Source organism: Massilia sp. HP4 (assembly GCF_005222695.1).
In the GTDB taxonomy this organism is placed as follows: Bacteria; Pseudomonadota; Gammaproteobacteria; order Burkholderiales; family Burkholderiaceae_D; genus Telluria.
This window is the reverse complement of sequence record NZ_STGG01000070.1, coordinates 16,411-30,673: the sequence shown is the minus strand read 5'-3', so window position 1 is coordinate 30,673 and position 14,263 is coordinate 16,411. Positions and strand designations below refer to the sequence as shown.

The 14,263-nt window shown below is 67.6% G+C and carries 11 protein-coding genes; 2 read left to right on the top strand and 9 right to left on the bottom strand.

Annotated features, from left to right (window positions below; all coding sequences use genetic code 11):
- The first annotated feature begins 218 nt into the window (after positions 1-218).
- On the top strand, positions 219-4,340 hold the full coding sequence (locus E8M83_RS24560) for a response regulator (protein ID WP_137175978.1): 4,122 nt from the start codon (positions 219-221) through the stop codon (positions 4,338-4,340).
- Entirely contained in the window at positions 4,337-5,302 is a 966-nt protein-coding gene (locus tag E8M83_RS24555) for a diguanylate cyclase domain-containing protein (RefSeq protein ID WP_137175977.1), read from the top strand. The genes E8M83_RS24560 and E8M83_RS24555 overlap by 4 nt, the downstream gene beginning before the upstream one ends.
- Before the next feature lie 62 nt (positions 5,303-5,364).
- Here E8M83_RS24555 and E8M83_RS24550 read toward each other — a convergent pair whose 3' ends face one another.
- From E8M83_RS24550 to E8M83_RS24510, 9 genes are all read right to left on the bottom strand, one after another.
- Positions 5,365-5,820, bottom strand: a complete 456-nt coding sequence (locus tag E8M83_RS24550; RefSeq protein WP_137175976.1) for a MaoC family dehydratase — start codon at positions 5,818-5,820, stop codon at positions 5,365-5,367.
- Positions 5,820-6,353, bottom strand: a complete 534-nt coding sequence (locus E8M83_RS24545; protein WP_137175975.1) for a MaoC family dehydratase — start codon at positions 6,351-6,353, stop codon at positions 5,820-5,822. The genes E8M83_RS24550 and E8M83_RS24545 overlap by 1 nt, the downstream gene beginning before the upstream one ends.
- A complete protein-coding gene (locus E8M83_RS24540) occupies positions 6,350-7,519 on the bottom strand; it encodes an acyl-CoA dehydrogenase family protein (RefSeq protein WP_137175974.1) in 1,170 nt (389 codons plus the stop codon). Before E8M83_RS24540 ends, E8M83_RS24545 begins: the two co-directional genes overlap by 4 nt.
- Positions 7,520-7,526: 7 nt before the next feature.
- Positions 7,527-8,729 (bottom strand): acyl-CoA dehydrogenase family protein, encoded by a 1,203-nt coding sequence (locus tag E8M83_RS24535; protein ID WP_137175973.1) that lies wholly within the window; start codon positions 8,727-8,729, stop codon positions 7,527-7,529.
- Positions 8,730-8,848: 119 nt separating this feature from the next.
- A complete protein-coding gene (locus tag E8M83_RS24530; protein ID WP_137175972.1) occupies positions 8,849-9,610 on the bottom strand; it encodes a PEP-CTERM sorting domain-containing protein in 762 nt (253 codons plus the stop codon).
- A 378-nt stretch (positions 9,611-9,988) separates the two neighbouring features.
- On the bottom strand, positions 9,989-12,295 hold the full coding sequence (locus E8M83_RS24525) for a carboxy terminal-processing peptidase (RefSeq protein ID WP_137175971.1): 2,307 nt from the start codon (positions 12,293-12,295) through the stop codon (positions 9,989-9,991).
- A gap of 183 nt (positions 12,296-12,478) precedes the next feature.
- A complete protein-coding gene (locus E8M83_RS24520) occupies positions 12,479-13,057 on the bottom strand; it encodes a hypothetical protein (RefSeq protein ID WP_229491889.1) in 579 nt (192 codons plus the stop codon).
- Positions 13,058-13,061: 4 nt separating this feature from the next.
- Complete coding sequence (locus tag E8M83_RS24515) at positions 13,062-13,613, bottom strand: thymidine kinase (RefSeq protein WP_137175970.1); 552 nt, start codon at positions 13,611-13,613, stop codon at positions 13,062-13,064.
- 111 nt (positions 13,614-13,724) lie between these two features.
- Positions 13,725-14,252, bottom strand: a complete 528-nt coding sequence (locus tag E8M83_RS24510) for a sugar O-acetyltransferase (RefSeq protein ID WP_307721873.1) — start codon at positions 14,250-14,252, stop codon at positions 13,725-13,727.
- Positions 14,253-14,263 lie beyond the last annotated feature (11 nt).

Here is a 14,263-nt window from a genome sequence, read left to right as displayed (position 1 = left end):
TATTCTGTCTCGGATATGCCGCGCAATGCTTGCCTGATGGTAGCAATCGGCCAACGACCGGTCTTCGCGACCCGTTCCATAAAGACAAATATGGCCGGACCGTCATGTTGCGGACTCAAGACGTTCGGCCCGCCGGGGCCGCGCTCCGCTATGCTGCATGGATGAGGGCCGCTACCATGTCGCCTGCCCCGCTCATCACCCCTCAACCAGGAGCCATATTGTCGTTCGCCCGCCTGCCGCTACCCTCGATCCGTGCCAAGCTGTACATCCTGGTGCTGGCGTGCGCGCTGCCGATCCTGCTCGGCTATATCGCCCTGGCGCGCGATGCGGCCGTGCGCGAACGCGACCACGTCGCGCGCGACGCCCGCACCGTGGCCGAGGTACTGGCGGCGGCGGTCGACCGCGACATCGAGAGTGGCGAGACCGCGGCACGGGTGCTGGCCAAGACCGCGATGATGGCCAAGGGCGACATGGCCGCCATCCACGGCGTGGCGCGCAGCCTGCTGCGGCCTGACTTCCCGGCCCAGGCCTTCGTATTGAGCCTGCCGAACGGCATGCCGCTGATCAGCACCCGCTATCCGCTCGGCGCGGCGCTGCCGCGCAACGGCAACGAGGCCGACATCCGGCGCGTGGCCGAGACCGGCGGCACCGTGGCCTCGGGCCTGCACCGGCTGGACGACGGCGACCAGTTTGCGCTGTCGATCGACGTGCCGATCTGGCACGAGGGCCAGGTGCGCTTCGTGCTGTCGGTGCACCTGCGCGCGCGCCGCATGGCCGAACTGCTCGACCGCCAGCACCTGCCGGACGGCTGGATCGCCGAGATCCACGACCGGCGCCTGCTGGCGGTCGCGCGCAGCGCGGGCGCCGGCGCCGGCTCTCACATCGGCATGCCGATGGCGCCGGCGCTGGCCGCCGCCGTGGCGCGCGGCAGCCCCGGCATCGTCGAACTGCCACAGGAGGGCGGTCCGCCGACCTTCGCCGCCTTCGCGCGTTCGCCCGTGCACGGCTGGCTGGTGGCGATCCGCTATCCGCACGATGCGGCCGGCGACCTGCTCGGGCAGTCGATGCCCAAGACCGTGGCCGCCATCGCCGGCCTGCTGGCGATCAGCCTGGCCCTGGCCTGGGCGCTGGGCGGCTCGATCGCGCGCGCGGTGCAGGGCCTGGCCGGCCCCGCCGAGCAACTGGGCCGCGGCGAGCCGCTGGTCTTGCCGCCATCGGACATTCGCGAAGTCGAGACGGTCGCGCGCGCACTGCGCCGGGTCGACGCCGAACTGCAGGAGCACCGGCGCGGCCTCGAGACCCTGGTGGCCGAACGCACCCAGGAACTCGAGCGCTCCAAGGCGCAACTGGAAACCGTGTATGCCTCGATCCCCGTCGGGCTGTGCTTCATGGACACCTCGCTGCGCATGGTCATGGTCAACGACTACCTGGCCGACATCAATGGCCGCCCGTCGCGCGAGCACGCCGGCCGCACCCTGCCCGAGCTGCTAGGGCCAAGAGGCGAGGAACTCGAGACCAATTACCGGCGCGTGATCGGCACCGGCCGCCCCCTGGTCGAGGTCGAGGCCACCACCGACACCCCGGCGGCGCCGGGCGTGATGCGCCACTGGATCTCGAGCTACTTCCCGGTCTTCGGTCCCGACCATCGGCTGATGGGCGTGAACGCGGTGGTGCTCGACATCACCGAGCGCAAGCAGCAACAGCAGCGTGAACGCGACCACCAGGAGATGTTCCGCGCCCTGTTCGAGGCGGCCGGCGACGCCCACCTGCTGCTGGCCTATGGCGCCGGCTTCGTCAGCGCCAACCAGGCCGCGGCCGACCTGTTCGGCTTTCGCGATCCGGTTGCCCTGCTCGACGAATCGCCCGCCAGCCTGTCGCCGCTGCTGCAGGCCGACGGCCGCCCGAGCAACGAGGTGGCGATCGAGTACATGCGGCGCACGCTGGACGAGGGCGGCGCCGCCTTCGAATGGATCCACCTGCGCGCCGACGGCAGCCAGTTCATCGCCGACGTGCTGCTGACCCGGGTCGACATCGGCGGGGTCGGCATGATGCAGGCCACGGTGCGCGACATCAGCACCCGGGTCGCGGCCGAGGCGGCGGCGCGCGCCACCGGCGCCCAGCTCGAGGCCGCGCTGCGCCTGGCCGAACAGGCCAGCCGCGCCAAGAGCGAGTTCCTGGCGAATATGAGCCATGAACTGCGCACCCCGATGAATGCGATCGTCGGCCTGGCGCGCCTGCTCGAAGAAGGTCACTTGGGCCAGCGCGAACGCGGCTACGTGGCGCGCATGCGCACCGCCGCCCGTTCGCTGCTGGGCATGCTGAGCGACCTGCTCGACTTCTCGCGCATCGAGGCCGGCCAGCTGACGCTGGAGCGCATCCCGCTGCGCATCGACGAGATCCTGGCCAGCATCGCGGTCCTCAACGGCCCCGGCGCCTGGGCCAAGGGCGTCGAGCTGGCGTTCGTGGTGGACCACGGCGTGCCGCCGCTGCTAAACGGCGACCCGGTGCGGCTCGAGCAGGTGCTGCTCAACCTGGTCGGCAACGCGGTCAAGTTCACCGAGCGCGGCGAGATCGTGCTGTCGATCGCATTGCTCGGCGCGGCGGATGGCCGGGTGCGCCTGGGCTTCGAGGTGCGCGACACCGGCATCGGCATCTCGCCCGAGGTGCAGGCCGGCATCTTCGAGGTGTTTTCCCAGGCCGACAGTTCGACCGTGCGCAAATACGGCGGCGCCGGACTGGGGCTGTCGATCTCGCGCCGGCTGGTGGAGCTGGCCGGCGGCGTCTTGCGGCTGGAAAGCAGCCTGGGCACCGGCGCCGCCTTCCGCTTCGAGCTCGCGTTCCCCGTGGCCGAACCCGCTGTCCTGGCGCCGGCGATCGAAGACGATGCGCTGCGGGTACTGGTCGCCGACGACAATGCCAGCGCGCGCGATGCCCTGGCCACGGCCTGCGCCGACTTCGGCTGGCGGGTGGACACCGCGCCCGATGGCGACGCCGCCCTCGACGCCCTGTGCGCGCAGCGCTACGACCTGGCCTTCGTCGACAGCGCCATGCCGGGCCTCGATGGGCTGCCGCTGATCGCCGCCGCGCGCAAGGCCGGCGCCCACCTGCCCCGCGTGTGCCTGCTGGCGCCCGATCCCGATACCGAGCGCTACGCCGAACTGGCCGACGAGCTGGCCGACGGGCTGCACTTCGCGGCCGTGCTGGGCAAACCCTTTACCCGCGCCAGCCTGCGCGCGGCCGTCGCCCGGATGCTGGGCGGTGCCCACGCCGGCGCCCCGGCGCCGGCCGGTACGCCGCTGGCCGGGGCGCTGCGCGGCCTGCGCGTGCTGCTGGTCGAGGATAACCTGATCAACCAGGAAGTGGCGGGCTTCATCCTGGCCCACGCCGGCGCCACGCTCGACATCGCCGCCAACGGCCGCGCCGCCCTCAGCATGCTGCTCGAGGACGCCGCTTACGACGTGGTGCTGATGGACTTGCAGATGCCGGTGATGAACGGCTTCGAGGCCACCGCCGCGATCCGCGCCGCCGGCCTCGCGCTGCCGATCGTGGCCATGACCGCGAATGCGATGGACGACGACCGCCGACGCTCGCTCGACGCCGGCATGCAGGCCCACCTGGCCAAGCCGATCGATGTCGACGCCCTGGTCGCGACCCTGGCCCGGGTGACCCGGCCGATGGGGCCGCAGCAACCGGACCCCGTCGCAGGCACGGCGCCGCCGCAGCCGCTGTTACCGCTGCCGCACCTGCCCGGCATCGACCTGAAGTCCACCCTGCCGCGCTTTGCCGGCAGCTTCGAGCGCTTCTGCGAGCTGTTCGCGCGCTTCGCCGACGGCCAGGCGCGCACCTTCGGCGAGCTGCGCGCGCAGGTCGAGGCAGGGGATCGCACCGGCGCCGGCCAGCTGGCGCACCGGCTGCGCGGCGTGACCGCCAACCTCGGCGCGAACGGCGCCGCCGACGCCGCCCATGCCCTGGAACAGGCGCTGCGCGATGCCGACGACGGCACCGTGCGCCTGCGCCTGGCCGACCTCGGCCGCGCGCTCGATGCGGTGGTCGCGACCGCCCGCGAGCTGGCGCCGCCGCAGCACGAGCGGGAGCCGGCATCCGCGCTACCCTCGATGGATGACGGCGCCACGCTGCATGATGCACTGGCGCGCCTGCTCCACCTGCTGGAGAATAACAATATGAAGGCGATGGCGGCCGAGGGCGCCCTGCGGCCGGCGCTGGCGGCCGCGGCCGGGCAACAGGCGGCGGCGGCACTGACCGAGGCCATCGCCACCCTGCGCTTCGACGAGGCGGCGCGCCAGGTGATCGACCTCATGAAGCGAAAGGGCACACCATGAGCTGGACCGAGATGGCACGCAATGGCCGCATCCTGGTGGTCGACGATGCGATGGAAAACATCCAGATCCTGCACGGGGCGCTGCAGGAAGAGCAAGAAGTGCTGTTCGCGCTCAGCGGCGAGCGCGCGCTGGAGCTGGCGCGCAGCCAGCAGCCCGACCTGATCCTGGTCGACGCCGTGATGCCCGACATGGACGGCTACGCGGTGTGCGCGGCCCTGCGCGCGGCGCCCGAGACCTGCGACATCCCGGTGATCTTCGTCACCGCACTCAAGACGCCCGAGGACGAGACGCGCGCGCTCGACGCCGGCGCGGCCGACTTCATCACCAAGCCCGTCAACGCGGCCGTGGTGCGTGCCCGCGTGCGCACCCACCTGACCGTCAAGCGCCAGGCCGACGCCCTGCGCGCCCTGACCCTGACCGATCCGCTGACCGGCGTGGCCAACCGCCGCGCCTTCGACGAACGCCTGGAAGCCGAGTGGCGGCGCTGCGCGCGCGCCGGCTTGCCGGTGGCGCTGATCCTGGCCGACGTCGACCATTTCAAGGCCTATAACGACCACTACGGCCACCAGGCCGGCGACGCCTGCCTGGTGCAGGTGGCCGCGGCGCTGCGGCGCGGGGCCGGCCGCACCCACGACCTGGTCGCGCGCTACGGCGGCGAGGAATTCGCGATCCTGCTGCCCCAGCTCGACGCCGTCGGCGCCGAGGGCGTGGCCCACCGCCTGCTGGACGAGCTGGCCCGGCTGGGCATGCCGCATGCGGCCTCGCCAACCGCGCCGCACCTGACGATGAGCATGGGACTATCGAGCCTGGTGCCGCGCGACGGCCAGGGCGCCGACAGCCTGGTTGCCAGCGCCGACGCCCTGCTCTACCAGGCCAAGGCGGCGGGACGCAACCGTTATCGGATCGGCGGCGCTGGTGCGGACGGCGGCGCGGCCGGCACGGACAGCAATGTCGGCTTGTAACCAGCCGGGCCGCGTTGGGCGTGATAGCGGCGCCTCAAGCTGCAGGGTGTGACAGTGGCGCGTCAGGCGTAGCAGCGAATCAGGAACTCTGCCGCGCACACCGGTTTGGCGGCGCCCTCGGCCTCGATCGTCACATCCCAGGTAAATTGCCAGCCACCGGCGACCGCATCGGCGCCGCGCAGCAGCCAGCGCCCGCGCACCCGGCTGCCGGCCGGCAGCGGACTCGGGAAGCGCACCTTGTTCAGGCCATAGTTCACGCCCATGCGCATGCCGTCGATTGCCAGCGCGCTGCCGAGCATGGCCGGCAGCAGCGAGAGGGTCAGGAAGCCGTGCGCCACAGTCTGGCCGAACGGCGACTCGCGCCTGCAGCGCTCGGGGTCGAGGTGGATCCATTGGTGGTCGTCGGTCGCATCGGCGAAGGTGGCGATGCGGTCTTGCCCGACCTCGAACCAGTCGGAGACGGCGACCTCGCTGCCGATATGCGCCGGCAGCGCGTCGAGCGCGATCGTAGTGGCCATCAATCCTCCGTCGCGGGACGGCGCCCGTACATGCTCATGCCGTCGACCGTGCACACGTCGACGCCGTGCTGGTTGGTGGCGATCCAGGTCGACCAGACGACGCCGCGATCGGGCCTGGTGCTGGAGGCCTTGACCTGGCGCGTGAGGTAGCGCACGCGCAGCGTGTCGCCGGCGCGCACCGGCTGCAGCCAGCGTACGCCGTCCAGGCCGGGCGAACCCATGCCCGAGGCCGAATTGAGCAGGCCGTCGACCACCATCCGCATCATCATGCTGCAGGTATGCCAGCCGCTGGCGATCAGGCCGCCGTACAGCGATGCCTGCGCGGCCGCCGCGTCGACGTGGAAGGACTGCGGATCGAACTCGCGCGCGAAGGCGAGGATCTCGGCTTCGGTGACGGTGCGCTGGCCCAGGTCGATCTGCTGGCCGGGGTGGAAGTCTTCAAAATACCAGCGCTTGCCGGCCAGCGCGCCCGCGCCCTGGTTGTCTGTTGCGCCTGCCGGCATGCCTGCCGCGCCGTCTGGTGCTGCCCTCATGCGGCCTCCCTGAAGCCTGGTTGCGCAATGAAGCGCTCCAGATGGTGGTCCATATCGCCCAGCGTCAGTTCGATCAGCGACAGGCGCTTGAAATAGTGCGAGGCCGGCAGCTCGTCGGTCACGCCCATGCCGCCATGCAGCTGGATGGCGTTCTGGCCGATGAAGCGCGCAGCCAGGCCCACGCGGTACTTGGCGGCCGACACGACGCGCCGGCGCGCTGCAGCATCGGGGCCCGGATTAGCACCCGCATCGCCCCGCGTGCGCGCCAGGGTCAGCGCTGCCAGCAAGGCCATCGAACGCGCCTGTTCCAGGTGGATCGCCATATCGGCCATGCGGTGCTGCAAGGCCTGGAACTTGCCGATCGGCGCGCCGAACTGCTGGCGCGTCTTGAGATACTCGAGCGTCGTGTCGAACAGCGCCTGCATCGCCCCCAGCGCCTCGGCGCACAGCAGGCCGGCGCCATAGTCGAGCGCCGCATCGAGGATGGCGCCGCCCTCGCCCGCGCGCCCGATTACCGCATCTGCGCCCACCACCACGCCATCGAGCGCGATCGTGGCCGCGCGCAAGCCATCGAGTGTGCGGTAACTGGTAACGCCCAGGCCCGCACTTTCGGCCGGCACCGCGAACAGGGTCACGCCATCGATGCCTCGCCCCGCGCCGGCAAGCCGCGCCGACACCACCAGCACGCCGGCCGCTGCGCCATGCAGCACCACGCGCTTTTCGCCATGCAGGCGGTAGCCGCCATCGACGGTCTGGGCGCAAGTGGCGATGTCGAAGGCGTCGTGCCGTGACTGACGTTCGCCCAATGCACAGGCGAGTTTCAGTTCACCCCCAGCCACCCCCTCGAGCAAGGCGCCGTGCGCGCCGCCCAGGCGCAGGAACTCGGCGCCCAGCACCGTCGCCATATACGGTTCGACCACCAGTCCACGGCCGAGTTCCTGCATGACGCCGAACATCGCGACGGCGTCACCACCGAAGCCGCCGTGCTCCTCGGCCACCGGCAGCGCCGTCAGGCCCAGTTCCACCATGGTGGCCCAGGCGTCGGGCGACACGCCGGCATCGGAATGGACGATCGCGCGCCGCGCATCGAAGCGGTAATCGCGTCCGATCCAGCGCCGGATCGCATCGGCCAGCTGCAACTGCTCCTGGTTCAGTTCGAAATGCATGCCGTCCTCACAGTCCCAGGATCATCTGGGAGATGATATTGCGTTGGATTTCGTTCGACCCGCCATAGATCGAGGTCTTGCGGTAATTGAAGTAGTAGCCTGCGAGTGGCGCCGCATCGTCGTCGCCCGCGAGCGCGTGTTCGCGGCCGCCATCCAGGTAGGCTGGATCGAAAGGCAGTGCCAGCGGGCCGGCCGCTTCCACCATCAGCTCGGTGAGCGCCTGCTGGATCTCGGTGCCCTTCACCTTCAGCATCGACGCTTCGGGGCCGGGCGCGGACTCGCCCCTGGCCAGCACGCGCAGCACCGTCATCTCGAGCGCCATCAGTTCGATCTCGAGCGCTGCCACCCTGGCGCCGAACAGGGGATCGTCCAGCAGCGGCCGACCGCGCTTCTGTTCGCGTAATGCCAGGCGCTTGACGAAGGCCAGTTCGCGCTTGGAGCGTCCGACCGCGGCGATGCCGGTGCGCTCATGGCCCAGCAGGTATTTGGCATAGGTCCAGCCGCGGTTTTCCTGGCCCACCAGGTTGGCGACCGGCACCCGCACATTGTCGAAGAAGACTTCGTTGACCTCATGGTCTTCGTCGAGCATCGCGATCGGGCGCACCGTCACGCCGGGGCTGCGCATATCGATCAACAGGAAGGAAATGCCCTCTTGCTTGCGCACGCCGGCATCGGTGCGCACCAGGCAGAAAATCATGTCGGCATGCTGGGCCAGCGTGGTCCAGGTCTTCTGGCCGTTGACGATGTAATGGTCGCCTTCACCATCTGTCGCACGGCGCGCACTGGTCTTGAGCGCGGCCAGGTCCGAGCCGGCGCCGGGTTCCGAATATCCCTGGCACCACCAGTCCTCGCAGGACAGGATGCGCGGCAGGTAATATGCCTTCTGCTGCTGGTTGCCGAAGGCCATGATCACGGGCGCGACCATATTGACGCCGAACGGCAGGACCGGCGGCGTGCCGGCCAATGCGCATTCCTCCTCGAACAGGTGGCGCTGCACCGGCGTCCAGCCGGGGCCGCCGTACTCGACCGGCCAGCCGGGCGCGGCCCAGCCCTGGGCGGCCAGGATGCGGTGCCAGCGAACGTAGTCGTCGCGCTGCAGGCGCAGGTGCTGGCGCACCTTGTGCTGGACTTCTGGCGGGAGGTTCGAGGCGAGGAAGGCGCGGACCTGGTCGCGAAAGGCCAGGTCCTCGTCGGAGTAAAGCAGGTCCATGCGGTCTCCTTGTTGTTGTCGTCTTGAATAGCACGATCGTTCACAAGGATTGTACCTGAATCGGGCGCGCCGCCAAGCGTGGGCGGCGCGGTGCCGAGCCTGATCAGGCTCGGCGGATATTACTTGGTGCGGCGACGCGAGAAGGCGCCAGCGCCGACCAGGCCGGCCAGCATCAGGGCGATCGTGCCCGGTTCTGGCACGGCGTTGATTTCGTCGGGCAGTGCGCCGATCTCGTCCTGGACTGGCAACTGGAACACCGGATCGGCGCCAGGGCCCGGCACGACGACGCTACCGCCGCCGCTGTCGTTGCCCGAACCCGGTGCTGCCGGGCCGCTGCCATTGCCTGGAGCGGTGTTGCCATTGCCCGGCGCTGCATTGCCACCGCCCGGCGCGCTGCTGCCGCCACCCGGAGCCGGATTGCCGCCGCCCGCAGGAAAACCGCCGCCCGGGACCGGACCGGCATCGCCGACCGGACCGCCTGGCGCCGCGCCGCCGCCGGCATTCTGGCCAGGCAGGATCTTGACGTCATCGCCGTCATTGATCACCGACACGGAGTTGCCGTAACGGGCTGCCAGCAGGCCATTACCGCCGCTCAAAACATAATTGGCGTCGATGCCTTGCTGGACAAACAGTCTTTGTGCGTCGGCAGAAGACAGGCTGGCGCTGGCCTTTCCGACCAGCGCGCTCGACAGGTCACCGTTCGCGCTGTGCGCGACGCCGCCGACCAGGCTGACGTCATTGCCCAGCACGCCGGAACCGATCACACTGCTGCCGTTGCCGGCGGTCCATCCATTCTGGAAGCCTGTCGTCGAAACGACGTCTGCCTGGGCCGCACCGGCGCTTGCCAGAAGCCCAGCAACAACGAGATGGCGAATTAGCATGAAGATAACTCCTAAGGTAAGTAAGGATTATTATTTTTACAACCACGGAGTCATCGTAGCACAACTGTCAAAAACTCAAGTTTTGACCGAAATCAAATCGTGCATAGAAGTTTATTGCTGAGTTGTAGCAAAAATAGACTATTTAACTGCGTAGTTTAGGATATTCAATTTACCGAGATCAAAGTTCACGGAAGAGTTCTTTCTGCCAACCCAGCGATCTTTCTCCATGCAACCCTGTTAACCTTGCTAGCCTCGCAAACACCATCCCTGCGTCGCTACAACATCAATTGACCACGGAAAATAAAAAGACTGCATCCGGTGAGGGATGCAGCCTTTCTCAAGGGCAGCGCGCAAACGGCGCTGCGTCACGGTACAAATTTACTTGCTGTCGGCGACCGTCATATACGGCATGACGCGCAATGCCATCCGGCTATCCGTCTTGAGCATGCCAACCTCGTCAGCCAGGATGTTCGCGGCCTCTTGCAGCATCACGTCCTTGGCATCCTTGGCCGCCTTTTCGGCTGCCAGTTCGGCCTGCAGATTGCGCTCGTCGTATTGCAGGCCGTCGTCCTGGCGCGGGGTGCCGCGCAAGGCGACCACCGATTTCTCGGGCTTGGTCGGATCCGGCGTCTCGGCGCGCTTCTCGTTGCTGCCGGGGCCGCTTGCCGGCTCGTCCGGCGTCGTGGAGGTACCCGCCAGGCGCGCCTCGCGCATCTTCGAACGTGCATCCTGGGCATCGCGTTCCTTGCGGCGCACGGCTTCGTTCAGCGAGATCACGTTTTCCTTGCGCAGCTTGAGGACCTCGTTGATGTCTTCTTGCAGGAACTGGAAGTCCTTGTCGTTGGCGATGCGTTCTTCGTGGCGCTTCTGCAGTGGCGCGACGAGTTCCTTGAGATCGCCCAGCGGCATGTATTGCGCCGGCTTGATCGCGACCCAGGGCAGCGCGTTGTCATACGACGATTCGCCGAAGGATTCCATATCGGTCAGCACCGGCAGCTTGATGTCCGGCGTCACGCCGCGCAGCTGGGTGGTGCCGCCATTGATACGGAAGAACTGGGCGATGGTCATCTTGAGCTCGCCATAACGCATCTTTTCGTTCGGCGCAAAGCGGTCGAGGTCGATCAGGGTCTGGACCGTGCCCTTGCCGAAGCTCGGTTCGCCGATCACCAGGCCGCGACCGTAATCCTGGATCGCCGCGGCGAAGATCTCGGACGCCGAGGCCGAACCGCGGTTGATCATGACGCCCATCGGACCATCCCAGGCCAGTCCCGGCTTGGTGTCGCTTTCGACTTCGACCCGCCCCTCGGCGGTGCGCTGCATCACGACCGGGCCCTTGTCGATGAACAGGCCGGTCAGTTCGACCGCCTCGATCAGCGAGCCGCCGCCGTTGTTGCGCAGGTCGATCAGGACGTTGTCGACCTTGTCTTTCTTGAGTTCGGCCAGGATGCGCTCGACGTCGCGGGTCGCACTGCGGAAATCACGGTCGCCCTTGCGGCGCGCCTCGAAATCCTGGTAGAAGGTCGGCAGCGAGATGACGCCGATGCGGCGCTCGACGCCGTTGTCCTTGACCTTGATGATCGACTTCTTGGCGGCCTGCTCTTCCATGCTGATCTTGTTGCGCACCAGGGAGACGGTGACATGCTTTGCGTCCACGCCGCCATCGCCCGGGATCACGTCGAGACGCACGGTCGTGCCCTTCTTGCCGCGCACCAGCGCCACCACGTCGTCCAGGCGCCAGCCCAGCACGTCGACGAATGGCTTGTTGTCCTGGGCCACGCCGACGATGCGGTCGCCGACCTTCAGCTTGCCCGATTTCTCGGCCGGGCTGCCCGGCACGATCTGGCGGATGATGGTGTAGTCGTCGCGCGACTCCAGCGAGCAACCGATGCCTTCGAGCGACAGGCGCATGGCGATGTCGAAGTTGTCGGCCGAGCGCGGCCCGAGGTAGTTGGTGTGCGGCTCGATCGCGGTCGCGTAGGCGTTCATGAACATCTGGAACACGTCCTCGTTGTTCAGCTTGCGGATGCGGTTGACGTAGTTGTCGTAGCGCTTGTCCAGCGTTTCGCGGATCGATTTGTCATCCTTGCCGGCCAGCTTGAGGCGCAGCCAGTCGTTCTTGACGCGCTTGCGCCACAGGTCGCGGATCTCGTCTTCGCTCTTGGCCCAGGCTGCCTTTTCGCGGTCGAGCTCCATGGTTTCGTCGGTACTGAAGTCGAACTTGGTCTTGAGCAGGCCGCGCGCATAGGCCATGCGTTCGGCAAAGCGTTTCTGGTACAGGTTGTAGATGGCGAACGGCGCGGTCAGGTCTTCGTTATTGATGGCATCGTCCATCCTGGTGCGCAGATCGGCGAAACCGTCGAGGTCGGCCTGCGAAAAGTACAGTTTCTCGCCATCGAGGCCGTCGAAATAACTATCGAAGATCTTGACCGACATCGCGTCGTCGAGCGGCACCGGGCTGTAATGGTAGCGGCCCAGCACGCGCGAGGCCCACAGGGCGGCCTGGCTCTGGGCGGCGATCGGCTTCATCTCGAGCGAATTGGGAGCGGCGGCCTTGGGACTGGCGGCCTTCTTGGCAGAATCGGCGGGCGCCGGCGTTGCGATGGCAGCCGATTTCTCTGGCTGCGCCGTCACCACATGGGCGGACATGGCAAATGCCATGGCGGCGATGAGCACGTGCTTCTTCATTCTGCATTTCTCCGAACGTGAATCCTTGCGGATGCGACATGACCACATATCGATAAGCCAGCCATACCGCGCTTTGCGGTCCATTCTACAGGATAGAACTGCCTGCCAGAGGCGGCTTGTCCCGCTTGAAACGCCGGAATCGCCCGCAATTAAGCCTGCCGTAAGCGATTTTTCGCCAAGTATTTACGCCTTGATAATACCTAGCACTTCTTCCCTGAAATACCAGCATGCCAGGGCCAGCGCCAGCAGCGGCGCCCAGGGCCAGGAACGGGCCGCCAGCTTCCAGTCGACCGGGGACGGCCAGAACGACAGGAACTGGGGCGCAAGAAAGAACATGATGGCCAGGTCGAGCGGTTCGAAGGCCAGGCCGCCGCGGGTGCGCCACCAGGCCACGCCGAGCGGCACCAGCAGCACCAGCAACGGGGCCAGCGCGGCCGGGGCCGCGTTATACCAGCGCAGGTTGGCGAAGGTGACCGAGCCGAGCTCCCAATTGTGCCCTCCCTTGGGCTGCTTGATCCGGCGCGGGAACACGCTCATGCCGACCGGTTCGGCATTGGTCAACAGGCCGACCGAGAAGTGCGCGAGTTCATGGCACAGGGTGCCGGCAGTGGTGAAGACGAAGAACGCCGGATGGGCGCTGGAGGCAATCCACAGCAGCACCGCCAGCGCGGCCGAGGGAATAAGGTACAGGAAGATGTCGAGTGCGGGCCCCGTCGCGGCGCAGGCGGCGGCCGGAAGCCATGCGCTGCAGCCGGGCATCATCGCCTTACCTGCCGTAGAAGCAGCGGCCGCAGGCCTGGCGGTAGCTTTCGTTGCCGCCGATGCTGACCTGCTCGCCTTCGCGGATGCGCCGACCCTGCTCGTCGACCCGGATATTCATGGTCGCCTTCTTGCCGCAGGTGCAGATATTCTTGATTTCCTCGATATCGTCGGCCAGCGCCAGCAGGTAGGCCGAACCGGGGAAGGGTTCGCCGCGAAAGTCACTGCGCAAGCCGTAGCAGATGACGGGCACGCCGCGCACCTGGGCCAGCTGGTGCAGTTGCCCGACCTGGGCGCTGGTAAGGAATTGCGATTCGTCGACCAGCAGGCAGGCCACGCCCGACACTTGCTCGAGGAAATTGGTATCGGCATCGAAGACCTCGGCGCTGCGCTGCGCGCCCAGGCGCGAGGTGACCAGTCCGACGCCATAGCGGTTATCGATCGCGGCCGTGTAGAGCTTGACCCGCTGGCCCTGCTCTTCGTAGTTATGGGCGACCTGCAACAGGGCAGTCGATTTGCCGGCGTTCATCGCCGAGTACCTGAAATAGAGTTTGGCCACTGCCCTGTCCTGCCTTGCTGTCCTTTGATGCGAAGCCGCGATTATAGCAAGCGGCAAACGACCGCGGCCAGCCATCGGCCCCCTTCGACATGCCGGATCGCCGGGCCATTGCTAGCCGGGGATCGGCTGCGCAGGATTGCCCGCGACCTGGGCGCCGGGCGCGACATCGTGGGTAACCACGCTGCCGGCACCGACGATGGCATCGTCGCCGATCGTCACGCCGGCGAGGATGATGGCGCCGCCGCCGATCCAGGCATTACGCCCGATGGTGACCGCACGCCCGGACTCGAAACCGGCGCGGCGCAGGGCCGGATCGCGCGGGTGGTCGGCGGTATAGATGTGCACGCCCGGCCCAATGCGGCAATCGTCGCCGATGACGATCGGTGCAACGTCGAGGAAGACGCAATCGAAATTGACGAACACCCGCGCGCCGAGCGTGATGTGCCAGCCATAGTCGCAGTGAAATGGCGGACGCACGGTGGTGCCATGCCCCACCCGCGCGATCCGCTCGCCCAGCAGGGCTTGCCAGCTGGCGGGCTCGCCCAGCGCGGCGTTGTAGCGCGCCAGCCAGCCCGCCGTGGCATTCTGCTCGGCGCGCAATTCAGGATCGCTGGCGTGATACTGCATGCCAGCCAACATTTTTTGTTTTT